The sequence below is a fragment of the Streptomyces galbus genome (genome assembly GCF_005280195.1).
Classification (GTDB): Bacteria; Actinomycetota; Actinomycetes; order Streptomycetales; family Streptomycetaceae; genus Streptomyces; species Streptomyces galbus.
The window spans coordinates 1-21011 of record NZ_SZPR01000018.1; the positions used below are offsets into that span (position 1 = coordinate 1).

Annotated in this window: 17 protein-coding genes, 1 rRNA gene and 1 pseudogene; 14 read left to right on the plus strand and 5 right to left on the minus strand. The window is 74.9% G+C overall.

The features are described 5' to 3' along the window. Positions 1-105: 105 nt before the first annotated feature. The 3 genes and pseudogenes from rrf to E4U92_RS36315 all read left to right on the plus strand — a co-directional run bounded on the left by rrf (position 106) and on the right by E4U92_RS36315 (position 2417). A 5S ribosomal RNA gene (gene rrf / locus E4U92_RS21145) occupies positions 106-222 on the plus strand. A 71-nt stretch (positions 223-293) separates the two neighbouring features. Then, positions 294-1412: pseudogene (locus tag E4U92_RS37305) on the plus strand (hypothetical protein); the annotation flags it as partial. A gap of 114 nt (positions 1413-1526) precedes the next feature. Further along, positions 1527-2417, plus strand: a complete 891-nt coding sequence (locus E4U92_RS36315; RefSeq protein WP_229862703.1) for a tetratricopeptide repeat protein — start codon at positions 1527-1529, stop codon at positions 2415-2417. Positions 2418-2501: 84 nt separating this feature from the next. On the opposite strand, the gene E4U92_RS21160 is transcribed toward E4U92_RS36315, so the two are convergent. Further along, positions 2502-3791, minus strand: a complete 1290-nt coding sequence (locus E4U92_RS21160; RefSeq protein WP_137302025.1) for a DUF1015 family protein — start codon at positions 3789-3791, stop codon at positions 2502-2504. A 71-nt stretch (positions 3792-3862) separates the two neighbouring features. Between E4U92_RS21160 and E4U92_RS21165 the strand changes: the two genes are divergently transcribed. The 4 genes from E4U92_RS21165 to E4U92_RS21180 all read left to right on the plus strand — a co-directional run bounded on the left by E4U92_RS21165 (position 3863) and on the right by E4U92_RS21180 (position 7951). After that, positions 3863-4891: an HAD-IIA family hydrolase gene (locus E4U92_RS21165; protein WP_137302026.1), complete on the plus strand. Its 1029-nt coding sequence runs from the start codon at positions 3863-3865 to the stop codon at positions 4889-4891. A gap of 83 nt (positions 4892-4974) precedes the next feature. Next, positions 4975-6018 (plus strand): FecCD family ABC transporter permease, encoded by a 1044-nt coding sequence (locus E4U92_RS21170; RefSeq protein ID WP_137302027.1) that lies wholly within the window; start codon positions 4975-4977, stop codon positions 6016-6018. After that, positions 6015-7088, plus strand: a complete 1074-nt coding sequence (locus tag E4U92_RS21175; protein ID WP_229862650.1) for a FecCD family ABC transporter permease — start codon at positions 6015-6017, stop codon at positions 7086-7088. Before E4U92_RS21170 ends, E4U92_RS21175 begins: the two co-directional genes overlap by 4 nt. Continuing rightward, entirely contained in the window at positions 7085-7951 is an 867-nt protein-coding gene (locus E4U92_RS21180) for an ABC transporter ATP-binding protein (RefSeq protein ID WP_174863967.1), read from the plus strand. The genes E4U92_RS21175 and E4U92_RS21180 overlap by 4 nt, the downstream gene beginning before the upstream one ends. Positions 7952-8016: 65 nt before the next feature. Here the strand turns inward: E4U92_RS21180 and E4U92_RS21185 are convergent, their stop codons facing one another. Beyond that, positions 8017-8364, minus strand: coding sequence for an SCP2 sterol-binding domain-containing protein (locus tag E4U92_RS21185; RefSeq protein ID WP_137302029.1), 348 nt, complete (start codon positions 8362-8364; stop codon positions 8017-8019). A gap of 42 nt (positions 8365-8406) precedes the next feature. Here E4U92_RS21185 and E4U92_RS21190 point away from each other — a divergent pair, with 42 nt between their 5' ends. From E4U92_RS21190 to recN, 4 genes are all read left to right on the plus strand, one after another. Then, positions 8407-8760, plus strand: a complete 354-nt coding sequence (locus E4U92_RS21190) for a hypothetical protein (protein WP_229862652.1) — start codon at positions 8407-8409, stop codon at positions 8758-8760. A 7-nt stretch (positions 8761-8767) separates the two neighbouring features. Then, positions 8768-9583 carry a TlyA family RNA methyltransferase gene (locus tag E4U92_RS21195; protein WP_137302030.1) on the plus strand — a complete coding sequence of 272 codons (816 nt, stop codon included), beginning with the start codon at positions 8768-8770 and terminating at the stop codon, positions 9581-9583. Then, the gene (locus tag E4U92_RS21200; protein WP_137302031.1) at positions 9580-10485 is read left to right on the plus strand and encodes an NAD kinase; all 906 of its coding nucleotides are present in this window, start codon (positions 9580-9582) and stop codon (positions 10483-10485) included. Before E4U92_RS21195 ends, E4U92_RS21200 begins: the two co-directional genes overlap by 4 nt. Positions 10486-10604: 119 nt before the next feature. Continuing rightward, positions 10605-12332, plus strand: coding sequence for a DNA repair protein RecN (gene recN, locus E4U92_RS21205; protein ID WP_137302362.1), 1728 nt, complete (start codon positions 10605-10607; stop codon positions 12330-12332). A gap of 30 nt (positions 12333-12362) precedes the next feature. Here the strand turns inward: recN and E4U92_RS21210 are convergent, their stop codons facing one another. After that, on the minus strand, positions 12363-13964 hold the full coding sequence (locus E4U92_RS21210) for an FUSC family protein (protein ID WP_137302032.1): 1602 nt from the start codon (positions 13962-13964) through the stop codon (positions 12363-12365). 90 nt (positions 13965-14054) lie between these two features. Here E4U92_RS21210 and E4U92_RS21215 point away from each other — a divergent pair, with 90 nt between their 5' ends. The 3 genes from E4U92_RS21215 to E4U92_RS21225 all read left to right on the plus strand — a co-directional run bounded on the left by E4U92_RS21215 (position 14055) and on the right by E4U92_RS21225 (position 17364). Further along, positions 14055-14543, plus strand: a complete 489-nt coding sequence (locus E4U92_RS21215) for a MarR family winged helix-turn-helix transcriptional regulator (RefSeq protein ID WP_137302033.1) — start codon at positions 14055-14057, stop codon at positions 14541-14543. Between the two features lie 11 nt (positions 14544-14554). After that, positions 14555-15883, plus strand: coding sequence for an alpha-amylase family protein (locus E4U92_RS21220; protein WP_137302034.1), 1329 nt, complete (start codon positions 14555-14557; stop codon positions 15881-15883). Between the two features lie 344 nt (positions 15884-16227). Next, positions 16228-17364 carry a glycosyltransferase family 4 protein gene (locus tag E4U92_RS21225; protein WP_137302035.1) on the plus strand — a complete coding sequence of 379 codons (1137 nt, stop codon included), beginning with the start codon at positions 16228-16230 and terminating at the stop codon, positions 17362-17364. Positions 17365-17379: 15 nt separating this feature from the next. Here E4U92_RS21225 and E4U92_RS21230 read toward each other — a convergent pair whose 3' ends face one another. After that, the gene (locus E4U92_RS21230; protein ID WP_137302036.1) at positions 17380-19023 is read right to left on the minus strand and encodes a PucR family transcriptional regulator; all 1644 of its coding nucleotides are present in this window, start codon (positions 19021-19023) and stop codon (positions 17380-17382) included. A 145-nt stretch (positions 19024-19168) separates the two neighbouring features. Next, complete coding sequence (locus tag E4U92_RS21235; protein ID WP_137302363.1) at positions 19169-20971, minus strand: glycoside hydrolase family 15 protein; 1803 nt, start codon at positions 20969-20971, stop codon at positions 19169-19171. Between the last annotated feature and the right edge of the window lie 40 nt (positions 20972-21011).

A 21011-nucleotide genomic window follows, 5' to 3' on the forward strand; every position in this document is an offset into this window, starting at 1 on the left:
AGTTGCTCGCGTCCACTGTGTTAGTTCTGAGGCAACGAACAGTTGCCGGTTCAGAGCAGAACAACTAACAGAATAGTGTGCTTGTTCGCTCGAAACCATTAGGGTTTCGGTGGTCATAGCGTAGGGGAAACGCCCGGTTACATTTCGAACCCGGAAGCTAAGCCTTACAGCGCCGATGGTACTGCAGGGGGGACCCTGTGGGAGAGTAGGACACCGCCGAACAATCTTTGGGAAGGACCCCTGGTCACCAGCGTTCAGCTGGGACCAGGGGTCCTTTCGTTTTTACAATGCTTGTGTACCGAAGACAGGAGTCACCGATGGCCACCAACTCTCCCGACGACCGACCGGAGCGCGACCAGCGGCGACGGGACAGTGGTGACCGCGGCGGCAGCGACCGCGGTGGCTTCCGTCGCAACGACCGCGGCGGCAGTGACCGAGGTGGTAACGACCGTGGGGGCTTCCGCCGCGACGACCGCGCCGGCGGCGACCGTGGGGGCTACGGCCGGCGCGACAACGACCGTGACCGCGGTGGGTTCCGCCGTGACGACCGCGGGGACCGGGGCGACCGTCCCGCGTTCCGGCGCGACGACCGGCGTGACGGAGGTGACCGTGGTGGCTACGGGCGTCGTGACGACCGTGACAACCGTGGAGAGCGTCCCGCGTTCCGCCGCGACGACCGACGCGACGACCGACGCGATGACCGCCGTGACGATCGCCGGGATGACCGCCGCGACGACCGGCGTGAGCCTCGTCGTGACGACCGCGGTGGGTTCCGCCGTGACGATCGCGGCGACCGGGGCGACCGTCCCGCGTTCCGCCGCGACGACCGCGGTGGCTTCCGGCGTGACGACCGTGGAGAGCGTCCCTCCTTCCGTCGCGACGACCGCGGGGACCGGGGCGACCGTCCCGCGTTCCGCCGCGATGACCGCCGTGACGACCGCCGCGACGACCGCAGTGGCTTCCGTCGCGACGACCGTGGCGACCGGGGCGACCGTCCCTCCTTCCGTCGCGACGACCGCCCGTCCTTCGGCCGTGACGACCGGCGCGATGACCGTCGTGACGACCGGCGTGACGACCGGCGTGATGATCGCGGTGGCTTCCGTCGCGACGACCGCGGGGACCGGGGCGACCGTCCCTCCTTCCGTCGCGATGACCGGGGCGATCGTCCCTCGTTCCGTCGTGACGACCGCGGTGACCGCGGTGGATTCCGCCGCGACGACCGTGGCGACCGGGGCGATCGTCCCTCGTACCGTCGTGACGACCGCGGTGACCGTCCCTCGTACCGCAGCGACGACCGCCGTGACGACCGCCGTGACGACCGCCGGGATGACCGTCGGGACGAGCGCGGTGGTGGGTTCCGTGGTGGACGCGACGACCGTGGTGGCCGTGGGCCCCGTCGGGACGACCGTGGGGGGCGCCCGGGCGGCGGCTTCCGTGGCCGGCCCGGGGACGACCGGCGCGGTGGCGGACGCTTCCGCGACGACCGGGACCGCGACCGTGACCGGGACCGCGAGCCGATCAAGCGGCTGCCGATCCCGGAGGACGTCACGGGCGACGAGATCGACAGCGACGTACGGCAGGAACTGCAGAGCCTGCCCAGGACGCTCGCCGAGGACGTCGCCAAGAACCTGGTGATGGTCGCGCGGCTCATCGACGAGGACCCCGAGGGCGCCTACGGCTACTCCAAGGTGGCCCTGCGTCTGGCGTCCCGCGTCGCCGCCGTGCGGGAGGCGGCCGGCTTCGCGGCGTACGCGAACCAGAAGTACGCCGAGGCGCTGGCGGAGTTCCGGGCCGCGCGGAGGATGACCGGGACCGTCGACCTGTGGCCGCTGATGGCCGACTGCGAGCGTGGGCTCGGGCGCCCGGAGAAGGCGCTGGACATGGCCGGTGCGCCCGAGGTGCACAAGCTGGACAAGGCCGGTCAGGTCGAGATGCGGCTCGTCGCGGCCGGTGCCCGGCGTGACATGGGCCAGCTCGACGCGGCCATCGTGACGCTGCAGAGCCCCGAGCTGGCCTCGCACTCCGTCCAGCCGTGGACCGCCCGGCTGCGGTACGCCTACGCCGACGCACTGCTCGCGGCCGGGCGCAACGGCGAGGCGCGGGAGTGGTTCGCCAAGGCCGTGGAGGCCGACCGGGACGGCAGCACGGACGCCTCCGACCGGCTCGCCGAGCTGGACGGTGTGGAGTTCGTCGACGCCCTCGACGAGACCGCGGACGGCGCGGACGCCGATGCGGCGGTCGGGACGGCGGTGGCTCAGGACGACGACGCAGCCGACCAGGACGACGACCAGGCGGACGACGAGCACGACGCGGACGACCAGGACGCGGACGACGCCGAGGGCGACGCGGACGTCAAGGACGTCGACGGTGCCGAGGGTGCCGACGGCGAGGACGACGAGGAGCGCCGCGAGCGCTGAGTCCCCGTGGGTCTCGGGTGAGCACGATCAAGGGGCGGGTCCCCGGACGCATGTCCGGAGGCCCGCCCCTTCGTGTGTGCGTCCTCAGAGGTCCAGCGCGCGCAGCACCAGGCCCGACGCGGGCTTCGGGCCGAAGGACGTCGACTTGCGGGGCATGGTGACGCCTTGGCGGGCCAGGTCGCGGACGACCTCCTCGCGGACCGGGTGCAGCAGGACGGCCGTACCGCCGTCGCGCTCCGCCTTGGCGACCGTGGCCGCGGTGTCGTGGATGTAGGCGATGCGGGCGGGGTCGTCCTCGGGGACCTGCCAGAGGTGGTCGAGGAGCGTGGCGTGCAGGACCGTCGCGTCCAGGGTGCGCCAGGCGGCCGGGCGGTCGGCGGGGACGGTGCGGGCCAGGAGCGCCGGGTCGGGCCGGTCCAGGAGGTGGAAGGCGCCGTCGCCGGCCAGGAGGAACGCGTTGCCCGCGCAGGCGGCGTCGGCGAGCGCGTCCAGGGCCTCGGCCAGGGGCACGTCGAGCCGGCGCACGCGGAAGTGGCCGCGGACGGCGGCCAGCGCGTCCGCCACGGGCAGGCCGTGCAGCAGGCGGTGGATGGCGCGGACGCGCAGCGGGTAGCGGGCCGTGTCGACCAGCAGGACCAGGCCGTCGTCCCAGGGGCTGGGGGAGGGGTGCTCGGCGCGCAGCCGGCGGTAGGTCGCCCAGCGGTGGTGGCCGTCGGCGATCAGGGCCTGGTGGCGGGCCAGGTCCGACCGGACGGCGGCCAGGTCCGCGGGGCCGGTGACCGACCACAGGCGGTGGCCGTAGCCGTCCAGGGTGGTCGTGGACAGCAGCGGGGGCCGTCGCGTCGCCTCGTCCACGACGCGGGCCGCGGCGCCGTCGCCGTCGCCGCGGTAGGTCAGCAGCAGGGGTTCGAGGTTCGCGCAGGTGGCCCGCATGAGGGCGGCGCGGTCGGCGACGATGTGCGGCATGACGTCCTCGTGCGGCAGGACCACCCCCTCGGAGGGGTCGCTGACGCGCAGGGTGCCGATGAGGCCGCGCTGGAGCATGCCGTCGGCGTGCCGCTGCTCGTAGACGTACAGCGCGGGCTCGGGGTCCGTGGTCAGGACGCCTTCGGCGAGCCAGCGGCGCAGGGTGCCGGCGGCCTGTTCGTTGCGTTCGCCGGCGGTGGTGGCCTGGGGCAGGATCAACCGCACGATGTTGTACGGGTCCGCGTCCTGGAGCTGGTGCAGGCCGTCCGGGCGGACGACGACGTCGTACGGGGGTGAGGTGACGGCCGCCAGGCTGCCGACCCGGTCGGGGTCGTAGCGCAGGCCTCGGAACGGGGTGAGTTCCAGGCCCCGGGGCGCCGTCGCCTGCGAGTGACCTGCTGTGTTCATCAGGGCATCGTACGTGTGCCGGTGGCATGCGCGATGATCGGGGAAAGCGAGCGAACGAGGAGCGATGCGGAATGAGCCAGGGCGTCAGGACGAGGCCCGAGGGCAGTGCACGGGCCCTGAGCGAGGCGTACGACACGGCGCTGCTCGACCTCGACGGGGTGGTGTACGCGGGCGGGAGCGCGATCGCGCACGCCGTGGAGTCGCTGGCCACCGCGCGGGACGGCGGGATGCACCTCGCGTACGTGACCAACAACGCGCTGCGCACCCCGGACGCCGTGGCCGCGCACCTGACCGAGCTGGGCATCCCGGCGGCGGCGGACGACGTGATCACCTCGGCGCAGGCGGTCGCCCGGCTGATCAGTGAGCAGGTGCCGCAGGGCGCGCGGGTGCTGGTGATCGGCGGCGAGGGGCTGCGGGTGGCGCTGCGCGAGCGGGGGCTGGAGCCGGTGGAGTCGGCGGACGACGACCCGGCGGCCGTCGTGCAGGGGTTCGGCGGTCCCGATCTGCCGTGGGGGCGGTTCGCGGAGGCGTCGTACGCGGTCGCGCGCGGGGTGCCGTGGTTCGCGTCCAACACGGACCTGACGATCCCGAGCGGGCGGGGGATCGCGCCGGGCAACGGCGCGGCGGTGGAGGTCGTGCGGATCGCCACGGGGGCCGAGCCGCAGGTCGCGGGCAAGCCGCTGCCCCCGATGCACCGGGAGACGATCCTGCGCACCGGCGCCGAGCGGCCGCTGGTGGTCGGTGACCGGCTGGACACGGACATCGAGGGCGCGTTCAACGGCGAGGTGGACTCGCTGCTGGTGCTGACCGGGGTGACGGACGGCGCGCAGTTGCTGGCGGCGCCGCCGCGGCACCGGCCGACGTACGTGGACCGGGACCTGCGCGGGCTGCTCACCGGGCAGCCGGAGGTGGAGGAGGCCGACGGCGGCTTCCGGTGCGGCGGGTGGACCGCCTCGGCGGACGGCGAGCGGCTGCGGCTGGAGGGCGACGGCGACGGTCTGGACGGGCTGCGGGCGCTGTGCGCGGCGGCCTGGACGTCCGCCGGGGACGGCTCCTGCACGTTGGACGGGGAGAAGGCGCTGGCGCGGCTGGGGATCTGAGGGGCCGTCCGGGGAAGCCGCGTGCGGGCGGGTGGTTCCGGGCCGGGAATCGAGGCTTGGCAGGGTAGGCTAACCTAACTGCCGTGTTGGTCGACAGTGTTCCCGAACAGCGCGCGGAGCCGGCCCCCGCGCCCCCGGCCCGGCGGGTGGTCCGTGCCGTCGGGCTGCTCGTGTCCGTCGGCGTCCTGGCGGCCGTGGCCGTGGCGAGCATCGCCGTGGGGGCGAAGGAGCTGTCCGTCGCCCAGGTGTGGCACGGGCTGTTCGCGTCCTCGGGGACGTACGGCGACGTCGTCGTCGACGAGCGGCTGGCGCGCACGCTCCTCGGGCTGCTCGCCGGGGCCGCCCTCGGGCTCGCCGGGGCCGTGCTCCAGGCGCTCACCCGCAATCCGCTGGCCGATCCGGGCCTGCTCGGCATCAACGCCGGCGCGTCCGCCGCGGTCGTCACCGCCCTCACCTTCTTCGGCGTCACGAGCCTGAAGGGGTACGTGTGGTTCGCCTTCCTGGGCGCGGCCGCGGTGGGCGCGCTGGTCTGGTTCCTCGGCGGCAGCCGGGGCGCCACACCGGTGCGGCTCGCGCTCGCGGGCACGGCGATCAGCGCGGCGCTGTACGGCTACCTCCAGGCCGTGATGATCACCAACGGTGCGGCGCTCGCGAAGATGCGCTTCTGGACGGTGGGTTCGCTGTCCTCCGCGACCGACACGACGATCGAGCAGGTCCTGCCGTTCCTGGTGGCCGGCGCGGTCCTCGCGCTCGCCCTAGCCCGGCCGCTCAACGCGATGGAGATGGGCGACGACACCGCGCGGTCCCTCGGCGCCCACCTCAACCGCACCCGCGCGCTGTCGATGCTCGCCGCCACCGTGCTGTGCGGGGCGGCGACCGCCGCCTGCGGGCCCATCGTGTTCGTCGGCCTGATGGTGCCGCACGTCGTGCGCTCCTTCACCGGGCCCGACCTGCGCTGGATCCTGCCGTACGCCGCCGTGCTGTCGCCCGTGCTGCTGCTCGGCTCGGACGTGATCGGCCGCGTCGTGGCCCGGCCCTCCGAGGTCCAGGTCGGGATCATCACCGCGCTCATCGGCGGCCCGGTGTTCATCTTTCTCGTACGACGGCGGAGGACGGCGCAGCTGTGACCACCGAAGTGAAGCGGGACGAGGGCCGAGGCCGGCGCGGACCGCGCGCGCTGCGCACCCCGGGCGGGCTGTCGGTCCGGCTGGACCCGCGGGCCCTGGTCGTCGTCGTCCTGCTGCTGCTCGCCGCGCTCGGCGCGGGCGTCGTGCTGATCGGCACCGGCGACTATCCGATCCCGCCCGGCGACGTCCTCAGGACGCTCCTCGGCAACGGAGACCCGGGCCAGGAGTTCATCGTCGACGAGCTGCGGCTGCCCCGGGTCCTCGTCGGACTGCTCGTCGGTGCCTCGCTCGGGCTGGGCGGGGCGCTGTTCCAGGCCGTCTCGCGCAACCCGCTGGGCAGCCCCGACGTGCTCGGTCTCGGGCAGGGCGCGACCGCCGGGGCGCTCACCGTCATCGTGCTGTTCTCCGGGGACGCCGACGCGGTCACCGTGGGCGCGCTGGTGGGCGGTCTGGTGACCGGCGCGGCCATCTACCTGCTGGCCTGGAAGCGCGGGGTGCACGGCTACCGGCTGGTGCTCGTCGGCATCGGCGTCTCCGCCATGGCCACCGCCGTCAACGGCTACCTGATGACCAAGGCCGACTTCGTCGACGCGGCCCGGGCCCTGGTGTGGATGACCGGCACGCTCGACGGGCGGGACTGGAAGCAGGTCTGGCCGCTGCTCGTGCTGTTCTGCGTGCTGGTCCCGCTGGTCCTCGCCAACGCGCGCGGGCTGCGCATGATGGAGATGGGCGACGACGTCTCCCACGCCCTGGGCGTGCGCGTGGAGCGGGTGCGGATGCTGCTGATGGTGTGCGCCGTCCTGCTCACCGCGGCCGCGACCGCCGCCGCGGGCCCCGTCAGCTTCGTGGCGCTCACGGCGCCGCAACTCGCCCGGCGCCTGACCCGCTCGCCGGGACCGAACCTCGTGCCGTCCCTGTGCATGGGCGCCGCCCTGCTGGTCGTCGCCGACTGGGCCTCCCAGCGGCTGTTCGGCGACGGGCAGCTCCCCGTCGGCGTGGTCACCGGCGTGCTCGGCGGTGTCTACCTGCTGTGGCTGCTGGTCAGTGAGCGCAGGGCGGGCCGGATATGAGCACCCCCGCCGGCCCCGACCGCGGCCGCACCGACCGAAGGAGCACCGTGAACCGCCTGTCCGCCGAGAACGTCACCCTCGCCTACGACCAGCGGGTGATCGCCGAGGAGCTGTCGGTGGAGATCCCCGACCACTCCTTCACGGTGATCGTCGGCCCGAACGCGTGCGGCAAGTCGACGCTGCTGCGGGCCCTGTCGCGGATGCTCAAGCCCAGCCGGGGCCGGGTGCTGCTGGACGGACAGGCCATCCAGTCCCTGCCGGCCAAGCAGGTCGCCCGCACCCTGGGCCTGCTGCCGCAGTCCTCCGTCGCGCCCGACGGGATCACCGTCGCCGACCTGGTCGGCCGCGGCCGGTACCCGCACCAGGGACTGCTGCGCCAGTGGTCCGCCGAGGACGAGCGGGTGGTGCGCGAGTCGATGCGGCAGACCGGGGTGGCCGAGCTGGCCGAGCGGTACGTCGACGAGCTGTCCGGCGGTCAGCGCCAGCGCGTGTGGATCGCCATGGCGCTCGCCCAGCAGACCCCGCTGCTGCTCCTCGACGAGCCGACGACCTACCTCGACATCCAGCACCAGATCGACGTGCTGGACCTGTGCGCCGAGCTGCACGAGGAGCAGGGGCGGACGCTGGTCGCCGTGCTGCACGACCTCAACCACGCCGCCCGGTACGCCACCCACCTGGTCGCCCTCAAGGCCGGCCGGGTCGTCGCCCAGGGCACGCCGGGCGAGGTGGTCACCGCGGAGCTGGTCGAGGAGGTGTTCCACCTGCGCTGCCAGGTCATCGACGACCCGGAGACGGGCACGCCGCTGGTGGTGCCGACGGCCCGCAGGGCACGTGCACGCGTGGCGGCCACGGAGGCTCCGTGAAGGCGCCCGCGCCGACGGCACCGAAAGCCGTCCACGGGGCGCCTACGACCGCCTCCTGAGGACGCCTACAACAGCTTCCTGAGGACGAGCAGGTCGCGCAGGCCCGCGTGCAGCGACACCCGGCCCGAGCCCCACGCCCTGGCGAAGTGCAGCCGGCCGTCGACCAGGGCGACCAGGTCGTCACCGGTCATCGACAGCCGGATCTCGGCCTTCTCCCGGGGCGGCCCCGACACGGTGTCGTCGACCCGGATCCGGCCGCCCGTCATCCGGCCCACGAACGTGGTGTCCAGGTCGGTGACGTGGCAGCTCACCGAGCGGTCCAGTGCGGCGGCCGCGCGGACGTCCCCCTCGGCCCGGCCCATGCTGTCCGAGAGCTTCTCGAGTGCGGCACGGCACTCCTCGATCGTCGCCATCGGGCACGACGGTACCGCAGCGCTTCGCGGTAGCGTCTGGGCATGAGCGACACGGAGCACCCCTGGGAGGAGACGGCGGCGCGGGCGGCTGCCGGGACGGCCGGGGGAACCACGGGGGAGACGGCCGCACCGGCCGCCGACCCCACCGCCGGGGAGCCCGCCCAGCCCGACGACGACCCGGCCGGTCCCGCCCCCCTCGGGCTGCCCCGCACCCCCACCGGCCACGCCGACGTCGACGCCCACCTCGAACGGCTGGGCGACGCCGACCACCTCGCCACGGACGGACACGTGGAGGTGTACGAGGATGTACACCGGGGCCTGCGCGACGCGCTCACCGCGCTCGACGCCCGCCCGGGCCCTCCCGTTCCCTCACCGCCGTACGGACCTAGGAGCTGAACCGACCGTGGCAGCAGTCGCACGTCGCCGTCTCGACGCGGAGCTGGTGCGCCGCAAGCTCGCGCGCTCGCGCGAGCACGCCAGCCAGCTCATCGCCGCCGGACGGGTCACCGTGGGCAGGACCGTCGCGACCAAGCCCGCCACGCAGGTGGAGACCGCCGCGGCCATCCTCGTGGCCGCCGACGACAGCGACCCCGAGTACGTCTCGCGCGGCGGCCACAAGCTCGCCGGGGCCCTGGAGGTCTTCGTGCCGCAGGGCCTCGTCGTCCGGGGCCGGCGCGCCCTGGACGCCGGCGCGTCCACGGGCGGCTTCACCGACGTGCTGCTGCGCGCGGGCGCCGCGCACGTGGTGGCCGTGGACGTCGGGTACGGACAACTCGCCTGGTCCCTGCAGAGCGATGAACGCGTCACCGTCAAGGACCGTACGAACGTACGCGAGTTGACGCTCGAAGCGATCGATGGGGAGCCTGTGGATCTTGTCGTGGGGGACTTGTCCTTCATCCCGCTCGGGCTGGTGCTGCCCGCCCTGGCCCGCTGCACCGGACCGGACGCCGACCTGGTGATGATGGTCAAGCCGCAGTTCGAGGTGGGCAAGGAGCGGCTGGGCAGCGGGGGCGTGGTCCGCAGCCCGCAGCTGCGGGCCGAGGCCGTGCGGGGCGTGGCCGGGCGGGCGTGGGAGCTGGGACTCGGCGTCAGGGGCGTCACGGCGAGTCCCCTGCCGGGTCCCTCGGGAAACGTCGAGTACTTTCTGTGGCTGCGAGTCGGGGCACCCGCTCTGGACCCGGCCGACGTCGACCGTGCAGTGGCGGAGGGGCCGCGGTGACCGAGAACCGAGCACGTACCGTTTTCCTGCTGGCCCACACCGGCCGGCCCGCCGCCATCCGCAGTGCGGAGCTGGTGGTCGGGGGCCTGCTGCGGTCCGGGATCGGGGTGCGCGTCCTGGAGTACGAGGCACGCGACCTGCCGCTGCCGGCCGAGGTGCAGCTCGTCAAGGAGGCGACCCCGCAGTGCCTGGACGGGTGCGAGCTGCTGATCGTCCTCGGCGGTGACGGGACGCTGCTGCGCGGCGCGGAGTTCGCGCGGGCCTCGGGCGTGCCGATGCTCGGTGTCAACCTCGGGCGGGTCGGCTTCCTCGCCGAGGCCGAGCGCGACGACCTGGACAAGGTCGTCGACCGGGTGGTGTCCCGGGCGTACGAGGTAGAGGAGCGGATGACCGTCGACGTCGTCGTGCACCGCAACGGCGACATCGTGCACACCGACTGGGCGCTGAACGAGGCGGCCGTGCAGAAGGCCGGCGCCGAGAAGCTGCTCGAAGTGGTGCTGGAGATCGACGGGCGCCCGGTGACCGGGTTCGGGTGCGACGGCATCGTGCTGTCGACGCCGACCGGGTCCACGGCGTACGCGTTCTCGGCCGGGGGCCCGGTGGTGTGGCCCGAGGTGGAGGCGCTGCTGATGGTGCCGATCAGCGCCCACGCCCTGTTCGCCAAGCCGCTGGTGACCTCGCCCGACTCGGTGCTGGCCGTCGAGGTGCTGCCGCACATCCCGCCGGGCGTGCTGTGGTGCGACGGGCGGCGGACCGTGGAGCTGCCGCCGGGGGCGCGGGTGGAGGTGCGGCGCGGTGCCGTGCCGGTGCGGCTGGCCCGGCTGCACCACGCCTCGTTCACGGACCGGCTGGTGGCCAAGTTCGCCCTGCCCGTGTCCGGTTGGCGGGGAGCCCCGCACTGACCGGCGTGCCGCAGGGGGGCCGGTGAGGTGCCGGCTCCGGCGGGCCACCCGCCCGAGTGACAAGGGCACCTCGCACTTCCTCCGCCCGACCTCGTAAGGTCTTCACCGTGCTGGAAGAGATGCGGATACGGTCGCTCGGAGTCATCGACGACGCCGTCGTCGAGCTGTCGCCCGGCTTCACCGCCGTGACGGGTGAGACGGGTGCGGGCAAGACCATGGTGGTCACCAGCCTCGGGCTGCTCCTCGGCGGGCGGGCGGACGCCGCGCTCGTGCGGATCGGGGCCGAGAAGGCGGTCGTCGAGGGGCGCATCACCGTGCCCGCGGACGCCCCGGTGGCCGTGCGCGCCGAGGAGGCGGGCGCCGAGCTGGACGACGGGGCGCTGCTGATCAGCCGCACCGTCTCGGCCGAGGGGCGCTCACGGGCGCACCTGGGCGGGCGGAGCGTGCCCGTGGGCATGCTGGCCGAGCTGGCCGACGAGCTGGTGGCCGTGCACGGGCAGACCGACCAGCAGGGGCTGCTGAAGCTGTCCCGCCAGCGGCAGGCGCTCGACCGGTACGCCGGGGACGCCGTCGCGGTGCCGCTCGCCAAGTACCAGGAGGCGTACCGGCGGCTGCGGGCCGTCTCCGCCGAGCTGGACGAGATCACCACCCGCGCGCGTGAGCGGGCGCAGGAGGCCGACCTGCTGCGCTTCGGCCTCGAGGAGATCGCGGCCGTCGAGCCGCGCGCCGGCGAGGACGTGGAGCTGGCCGAGGAGGCCGAGCGGCTCGGGCACGCCGAGGCCCTGTCGTCGGCCGCCACGGTCGCGCACGCGGCCCTCGCGGGCAATCCCGAGGACCCGGAGGGCATCGACGCCACGACCCTCGTCGCGGGCGCCCAGCGGGCCCTGGAGGCCGTCCGCTCGCACGACCCGGCGCTGGCCGCGCTCGCCGACCGCATCGGTGAGATCGGCATCCTGCTCGGCGACGTCGCGGGCGAGCTGGCCGGGTACGCCGACGACCTGGACGCCGATCCGCTGCGGCTGGCGGCCGTGGAGGAGCGCCGGGCCGCGCTGACCGGGCTGACCCGCAAGTACGGCGAGACCGACGAGGGCGTCGCCGCGGTGCTCGCCTGGGCCGAGCGCGCTGCCGCCCGCCTGACCGAGCTCGACTCCGACGACGAGCGCATCGACGAGCTGACCGCCGAGCGGGACGCGCTGCGCGTCGAGCTGGGCGGGCTGGCGCAGGCGCTGACCGACGCGCGCGGCGAGGCCGCCGAGCGGTTCGCGGCCGCCGTGACCGAGGAGCTGGCCTCCCTCGCCATGCCCCACGCGCGCGTGTCCTTCGAGATCCGGCAGACCGACGACCCGGAGGGTGTCGAGGTCGGCGGGCGGACGGTGGCGTACGGGCCCGCGGGTGCCGACGAGGTGGAGCTGCTCCTTGCGCCCCACCCGGGAGCGCCGGCCCGGCCGATCGCCAAGGGCGCCTCCGGCGGTGAGCTCTCGCGCGTGATGCTGGCCGTCGAGGTGGTGTTCGCCGGGACCGACCCGGTGCCCACGTACCTCTTCGACGAGGTGGACGCCGGTGTCGGTGGCAAGGCGGCCGTGGAGATCGGGCGCCGTCTCGCGCGGCTGGCGAGGACCGCGCAGGTCGTGGTGGTCACCCACCTCCCGCAGGTCGCGGCGTTCGCGGACCGGCAGCTGCTGGTCGAGAAGACCAACGACGGGTCCGTGACCCGCTCCGGCGTGAAGGTGCTGGAGGGCGAGGACCGCATCCGCGAGCTGTCCCGGATGCTCGCCGGGCAGGAGGACTCGGAGACGGCCCGCGCCCACGCGGAGGAACTGCTGGCGACGGCCCGCGCGGACGGGTGACCCCCGCCGCGGGACCGGGGCGGCCCGGTCTCAGGACGCGGCGGCGGTCGCCGCGGACGGGGCGTGCGGCGGTGGGTACAGCAGGGCCAGGGCGTCCAGCCGGGTGTCGAGCGCGGTGAGCGCGTCGAGGGCCGCGCGCACGGCCGGCCCCGGGGCGGCCGGGGCGCGCACGCCGTCCGGCGCGTCGGCCGGGGGGCTCTCCGGTGGCTGGGGGCGGCGGCCGACGGCCCGGCGTACGGCGAGGGCGTGGGCCGCGGCGCGGGCCCGCCGGCCGGTCACCTCCGGGTCGCCGGCCAGGTCCGCCGGGGCCGCCGAGACGGCGTCGGTCAGCTCGTCGGCCGGGCCGGCGCAGCCCTGGAGCGCCGACCACGCCTGCAGGGCGGGGGAGGGGCGGTGCGGGCCGGGAGCCGGGAGGGCGGCGAGCACCCGCAGCGGGGCCACGGCCAGGCCGAGCTGGTCCACGCGGTGCGCGAACCGGGCACGGGCCCGCCGCACGGCGCGTACGTCGTGCCAGTCGGCCTCCAGCAGTTCGCCGAGGCCCGCCAGCGCGGCGGCCGTACGGGCCCGCGCGACCGCGGCCGTACGGACCGGCAGCACCAGCCAGGACGCGGCGAGGCCGATCAGCGCGCCCACGGCGATCCCGGCCAGCCGGGTCCGCAGCAGGCTGCCGGGGTCCTGGCCGAACCAGTCGTACAGCAGGCAGAGCACCGCGGTGACGCAGGCCGCCCAGTACGCGTAGCTCAGCTCGCGCAGCCAGGTGGCGACGGCCAGCACCGCGAAGATCAGTACGACGGCGGTGTCCGAGCGCGGTCCGAAGGTGCCCGACAGGGCGCCCCCGGCGAGCGTGCCGGCCGCGGTGCCCAGGGTCCGCCAGGCGCCCTTGACCAGCACGTCCCCGCGGCTGCGCGCGCCGCTGCACACCAGGTAGGCGCTGAGGACGGCCCAGGCCCAGTGGTCGGGCCACAGCGTGCGGCCGGCGACGAACGCGGCGGTCAGGGCCGTCGCCATCTGCAGGGCCATGCGGGTGCTGGGCGACAGGCCGGGCCGGGCGGTCGCCGGGGCCCGGACCACCCAGGCGGCCGGGGGCCGGGGCAGCACGCCCGTGCGGTGCGTCGCCCACATCAGCACGGTCCCCCACAGGACCGCGACGAGGGCGGTCAGCGCCGCCCAGCCGGTGCGGGCGTGTCCGTCCGTGGTGACGACCCTGGCCGGCACCACCAGCACGGCGACGAGCGGCAGCACGACGAGCGTGCCCGCGCGGGTCGCGCGCGCGCCGAACCGGCGGACAGCGACGGCCGCCGCCATGCCCACGACGAACAGGGCGTCCCCGAGGTCGGCGTGCTGCCGGATCAGGGTGCTCAGCTCCGTCCCGCCGGCCGCGGCGCACGGCAGCACCAGGCAGGCCACGATCCGGTCGGTGCGGTCGAAGGCGCGCTGCACCCGGCCGAGCGCCGAGGCCACCACGACCGCCTGGACCAGACTGTCGGTGTGCAGCCCGGCCAGGTGCTCGACGAGCAGCGCCCAGCCGTAGGTGCCGAGCACGGTGGCCGTGGTCACGGCGGTGGCGCGCAGGTGCCCGCCGTCCGGATCGAAGTGGAGCGCCCGGTGCAGCGACCTGGGGAAAGTAAGCATTACGTAGGATTACCGCCGACGTAAGGTGCGCGTGAACGGGACGGTGTCGCTTGCCCGTCGCGAAATAGTGAGTGTTACCTTAACAATGTGATGGTGGAGCGACCAGAGCGGACCGAACCGTCGTCGGGCCTCGACGACGGTGTCACGGAGATCCGGCAGGGAGTCGTCCGGCTGGCCCGGCGGCTGAGCGCGGAGCGCCCCGAGGACGGGCTGAGCCTGAACAAGAGCAGTGTGCTGGCGCACCTGCGCCGCAACGGGCCCATGTCGGCGGGCGCGCTCGCGGCCGCCGACCACCAGCAGCCGCAGTCCCTCACCCGGGTCTTCGCCGAACTGGAGAGCGACGGCCTGATCAGCCGCAGCCGGGACACCCGGGACGGGCGGCAGCGGGTCCTGGAGCTGACCGACGAGGGCCGCCGGGCGCTCGCCCGTGACATGGCCCAGCGCGACATCTGGCTCGACCGCGCCCTCACCGGGCTCACCGAGACCGAGCAGCAGGTGCTGCTGCTCGCCGCCCGTCTGATGAACCGTCTCGCCGACTCACCGGACGGACGCTCCGACCGCCCGTCCCGACCCCGTTGACGGAGGCTTCCGTGCCCTGGTCCGACCACGCCATCTGGTGGCACGTCTACCCCCTCGGCTTCCTCGGAGCCGAGCGCGCCGCCCTGCCCCCGGGCGAACCCCCGCGCCACCGCCTCCCGGTGCTGGCCGACTGGCTCGACCACCTGCTCGCGCTGGGCTGCAACGGCCTGGCCCTCGGCCCCGTGTTCGCCGCCGAGACCCACGGCTACGACACCACCGACCACTTCCGCGTCGACCCCCGGCTCGGCACCGAGGAGGACCTGGCCGAGCTGGTCGAGCGGGCCGCCGAGCGCGGGGTGCGGGTCCTGCTGGACGGCGTCTTCAACCACGTCGGCCGGTCCTTCGGCCCGTTCCAGGACGTGCAGCGGCACGGTGCCGCGTCGCCGTACGCGGACTGGTTCGTGCCCGAGGGGGACGACTTCCGCACCTTCGAGGGGCACCGGCACCTGGTCGCCCTCAACCACGGGAACCCCGAGGTCGCCGACCACGTGGCCGCGGTGATGGAGCACTGGCTGGACCGGGGCGTGGCCGGCTGGCGCCTCGACGCCGCCTACGCGGTGCCGCGGCCGTTCTGGCGGACCGTCACCGACCGGGTCCGCGCCCGGCACCCGCAGGCGTGGTTCAGCGGGGAGGTCATCCACGGCGACTACGCGGCGTACGTCACGGAGGGCGGGCTCGACTCGGTCACCCAGTACGAACTGTGGAAGGCCGTGTGGAGCTCGCTCAACGACACCAACCCGCACGAGCTGGCCTGGGCGTTCAAGCGTCACAACGCCCTGCTCGACACGTTCGCGCCGCAGACGTTCGTCGGCAACCACGACGTCACCCGGATCGCCAGCCGGCTGCACGAGCCCCGGCACCTCGCCCACGCCCTGGCGGTGCTGTTCACGGTCGGCGGGATCCCGTCGGTGTACGCCGGGGACGAGCGCGCCTGGCAGGGCGTCAAGGAGGAACGGGTGGGCGGCGACGACGCCGTCCGGCCGCCCTTCCCGGCCCGGCCCGAGGAACTCGGCGACGACCGGGTGGCCGTGCAGCGGCTGCACCAGACGCTGGTCGGCCTGCGCCGGCGCAACGCCTGGCTGGTGCGGGCGCAGACCCAGGTGCACACGCTCACCAACACCGTGCTCACCTACACCCTCACCGACCCCGCCGCCGGCCCCGGGAGCGGGGCGGCGGTGGCCGTCGCGCTCAACTTCGGCGCGGCGCCCGCGGCGGGGGCGGTGCCCGCCGCGCCGTGGACGCGCGGCGCGGGGGACGGCGAGGTGGGGGCCGGCTCCGGGACGGTGTCCCTGCCGGCGTTCGGCTGGTGCGTGGCGACGGCCCCGGGAATCACGGGGTAGTTGTCGGGGACAGCGTCCCGGCTTTCCGCGAGGAGCTTCCTCGGTCCTCGCGGAAAGCGCGGGTGAGGAATAACTGTGCGGGCCGGTGGTGCGGCGTCCCGGAATCGGGACGGTCCGGTTTCCGGATCGTCTTCCCTCTCTTTCCGGTCCCGGGAGAACACCCGAGTGGGTGACATGGGGGCCCGGTCCGCCGTACGCCGGGGCGCGCGGCGTCCCGCAACGGCCGTACGTCCTGGCATCCTTGGCGGGAGAACGTGGAGGAACCGGAGCCGACCACCCCCGCGCCCGATCCTTCTGTACGTTTCTTCGTGACCGTCCGACGCCGACCCAGGAGCCCCGGCCACGTGAGCCCCGTGAGCACGCCCTCACCGCACGGCCAGTCGCCGCTGCGCACCGTGCAGGTGCTGGGCGGCGGCAACGCCGTCAGCAGCGCCCACGTGCGCTCCCTGACCTCGGGACTCGTCGCGCGGGGCGTGCGGGTGACAGTGTGCGCCCCCACGGAGGCCGATCACACCTACGACTTCACGGGCGCCGGCGCCGACCACCTGCCCGTGCCGCGCAGCAGCGACCCGGCGTCGGTGGCGGCCCTGCGCGCGGCCTGCGCGGGCGCCGACCTGGTCCACGCGCACGGGCTGCACGCCTCCTTCCGGGCGGTGCTGGCGCTCAGCGGCCGGGACACCCCGCTGGTCGTCACCTGGCACGACCGGGCCCACGCGGAGGGCGCCCGCGCGCACCTGCTGCGGATGCTGGAGCGGCGGGTGGCGAGGACGGCGTCCGTGGTGCTCGGCACGTCCTCGGCGCTGGTGGACCGGGCCCGGCGCACCGGCGCCCGGGACGCCCGGCTCGCCGCCGTCGCGCTGCCCCGGCCGCGCCGGGCCGCGCCGCCCGACGACGCGGACCCCGGGCGGCCCAAGGCGCGCGCCGAAGTCGGCGCCACCGGACGCCCGTTGCTGCTCGCCGTCGGCTCCCTGGACCGCCCCCGCGGCTTCGACGTCCTGCTGGACGCCACGCACGCGTGGTGCCGCCGCGACCCGGTGCCGCTGGTCGCGATCGCGGGGGAGGGGCCGCTGCGGCCCGTGCTGCAGCGGCGTATCGAGGACGAAGGGCTGCCCGTCACACTGCTGGGCCTGCGCCGGGACGTGGGCGACCTCATCGCCGCCGCCGACCTGGCCCTGCTGCCCGGCACCGGCGAGGCCCGCCCGGTCCTGGCCCAGGAGGCCCTCCACGCGGGCGTGCCCCTCGTCGCGGCCCGCACCGGCGCCGTCCGTGAACTCGTGGGCGACGCCGCCGAACTGGTCCCGCCGGGCGACGCCGGGGCGCTGGCCGGCGCGGTGACCCGCCTGCTCGACGACGCCGAACGGCGCGCGCGACTGCGGGAGTCGGGCGCCCGCCAGGCGGCCACCTGGCCGACCGAGGACGACACGGTCGCCCAGGTCCTCAGCGTCTACGACGAGTTGACCCAGCCCCGCCCGCTGGCCTGACGGTCCCCCGGCCGGTCACGGCACGTGCCGACGGGCCCGCAGGGCCAGGCTCAGGGCCAGCACGGTCTGCGGGTCGTCCAGGTCGGTGCCCAGCAACTCACCGATGCGGGCGAGGCGGTTGTAGAGCGTCTGCCGGTTCAGGTGCAGCTCGCGGGCCGTCTCCGCCTTGCGGCCCGCATGGGCGAGGTAGGTCTGCAGCGTCGGCAGCAGCGGCGGTCTGGAGCGGGCGTCGTGGTCGCGGACCGGGCCGATCGCGCGGTCCACGAAGGCCGCGAGGTCCGGGTGGTCGCGCAGCCGCCACAGCAGCAGGTCGATGTCCAGGCGGCGGGCGTCGTACCAGGGCCGGTCCGACAGGCCCTGGGCCGCGGTCGCCGTCTCCGCCGCGTGCCGCAGGCCCGCCGACGCCGCCGCCCAGCCGCCCGCCACCCCGACCACCACCACCGGCGGCGCCGCACCCGGCCGCTGCATCCCGGCCCGCTCCACCCCGGCCCGCAGCGCCGCCGCGACCCGGTCCGCGACCGCCGACCGCTCCGACTCAGAGCGCAGGCCCAGCAGCAGCGGCACCCGGCCCTCCACCGGCCGCACGCCCAGCAGCACCGGCACGCCCACCGAGGCCAGCTCCTCCGCCACCGCCCGGGCCAGCACCGCCCAGCCGCCGCCCGGGGACAGCGCGTCGCCCAGCCGCATGACCACGGGCAGCAGGGGGCCGGCGCCCGGCTTGAAGCCCAGCACCCGCGCCTGCGCCGGGGCGTCCTCCGCGGTGATCCGGCCCTCCGCCAGGTCGGTCAGGAAGTCCCCGCGGCCCCGGGCCGCCAGCTCCTCCTCCTGGCGGGCCTGCATGAGCACCACCGCCAGGATCCCGGCCGCCCGCTCGGCCGCCATCCGGTGCACCGGGGCCAGCGGGGCGCGCACCGGCAGCAGCACCAGCCGGGCCCGCACCGAGCCCGTGCCGGGACCGCCCCCGGGCACGTCCACCAGCACCGAGCCGGACGGCGGCGGCGCGTCCTTGTGCGGGCCGCGCAGCCCCTCCCACACCTGGAGCGGGTCCGCGCCCTGCGGCCCCGCCCCGGCCGCGTACAGCAACTGACCGTCGGGGGTCTCCAGGAAGACCGGGTTGCCGCCGAAGTCGGCGAGGATGGCGAGCACCTGCGGCACCCCGCCGCCGCCCAGCAGCGCCTCGGTGCAGCGCCGGTGGACCTCCTCGGCCTGCTGGAGCAGCGCGTAGTGGCCGTTGACGATCTCGGTGTGGATCTCCTCGGTGACCGTCACGAACGGCACCTCGCGGTGCAGCTGGACCAGCGGCAGCCCGGTCGAGCGGGCGGTCTCCACCAGGGACGCCGGCAGGCGCGCGAACCGCGGCCCCAGCTCCACCACCAGCGCGGCGATGCCCCGCTCGGCCAGGGTCCGCACGAACGCCCGCTGCTCGGCCGGCCGGGTGCCCAGGCCGTAGCCGGTGGTCAGCAGCAGCTCGCCGCCCTTGAGCAGGGAGGCGATGTGGGGCACCTCGCCCGCGTGCACCCAGCGCACCGTGCGCCCCAGCCGGTCGGCGCCCGCCAGGACCTCCGGGAGCCCGCTGCGCAGCCCGGGCAGCTCCAGGGCACGCTGAACGGTGATGCCGGCGCCCCGGCCGTCGAATCGCTGGTCCGTACGGCTGTCCATGCAGCGGACGCTACCTGCGCGAACGCCCCGGGGACATCTCCGCGGCACTCCGCGCCCGCCCGGGGACACCCCCCGGCGGACGGCCGAGGGCGCCCCCGAACGGTGCGGGGACGCCCTCGGCCGTCCTGTCCGGCGCGGGAGGCCCTCAGCCCCCGTACGCCCCCGACGCCGTCAGGCGCAGGGCGGTGTCGATCAGCGGGACGTGGCTGAACGCCTGCGGGAAGTTGCCCACCTGGCGCTTGAGGCGCGGGTCCCACTCCTCGGCGAGCAGCCCGAGGTCGTTGCGCAGCGACAGCAGCTTCTCGAACAGCCGGCGCGCCTCGTCGACGCGGCCGATCATCGCCAGGTCGTCCGCCATCCAGAACGAGCAGGCCAGGAACGCCCCCTCGTCGCCGGGGAGGCCGTCGACACCCTCGTGGTCGCCCTGGGTGGGGTAGCGCAGGATGAAGCCGTCCGGGGTGGACAGCTCGCGCTGGATGGCCTCGATGGTGCCGATCACCCGCTTGTCGTCCGGCGGCAGGAAGCCCATCTGCGGGATCAGCAGCAGCGAGGCGTCCAGCTCCTTGGAGCCGTAGGACTGCGTGAAGGTGTTGCGCTCCTTGTCGTAGCCCTTCTCGCACACGTCCCGGTGGATGTCGTCGCGCAGGTCGCGCCACTTGTCCAGCGGGCCGTCCGCGTCACCGGACTCGATCAGCTTGATCGTGCGGTCCACGGCGACCCAGGCCATCACCTTGGAGTGCACGAAGTGGCGGCGCGGGCCGCGCACCTCCCAGATGCCCTCGTCCGGCTCCTGCCAGTGGTCCTCGAGGTAGCGGATCAGCTTGAGCTGGAGCAGCGAGGCGTAGTCGTTGCGGGCGAGGCCCGTCATGTGGCCGAGGTGCAGCGCCTCGGTGACCTCGCCGTAGACGTCGAGCTGGAGCTGGTGCGCGGCGCCGTTGCCGACGCGGACCGGTGCGGAGTTCTCGTAGCCCGGCAGCCAGTCCAGCTCCGCCTCGCCGAGCTCGCGCTCGCCGGCGATGCCGTACATGATCTGCAGGTTCTCCGGGTCGCCGGCGACCGCCCGCAGCAGCCACTCGCGCCAGGCGCGGGCCTCCTCGCGGTAGCCGGTGCGCAGCAGCGAGGACAGCGTGATCGCCGCGTCGCGCAGCCAGGTGTAGCGGTAGTCCCAGTTGCGCACGCCGCCGATGTCCTCCGGCAGGGACGTCGTGGGGGCCGCGACGATGCCGCCGGTGGGAGCGTAGGTGAGCGCCTTGAGGGTGATCAGGGAGCGGATCACGGCCTCGCGGTACGGGCCGTGGTACGTACAGTGCTCCACCCACTCGCGCCAGAAGTCCTCCGTGGCCTCCAGCGACTGCTCCGGCTCGGGCAGCGCCGGCGGCTCCTTGTGCGAGGGCTGCCACGAGATGGTGAACGCGATCCGGTCACCGGGCGCGACGGTGAAGTCGGCGTACGTGGTGAGCTGCTTGCCGTAGGTCTCCGCGCTGGTGTCGAACCACACCGAGTCCGGGCCCGCCATGGCCACCGTGCGGCCCTCGTGCTTGTGCACCCAGGGCACGACCCGGCCGTAGGAGAACCGCATGCGCAGCGCCGAGCGCATTGGGACGCGGCCCGTGACGCCCTCCACGATGCGGATGAGCTGCGGGGCGCCGTCGCGCGGCGGCATGAAATCGGTCACCCGGACGGTGCCGCGCGGGGTGTCCCACTCGGACTCCAGGATCAGCGAGTCGCCGCGGTAGCCCCGCCGGGCCGCGGTGGGCGGCTCCGCGTCGGGGGCGTGCGCGGGGCCCAGCCGCCAGAAGCCGTGCTCCTCCGTGCCCAGCAGGCCGGCGAAGATCGCGTGCGAGTCGAAGCGGGGCAGGCACAGCCAGTCCACCGTCCCGTCACGGCAGACGAGGGCAGCGGTCTGCATGTCTCCGATGAGTGCGTAGTCTTCGATGCGCCCGGCCACGTGCAACTCCAGTCGAACGGCCACGTCACCCCAAAGCGGG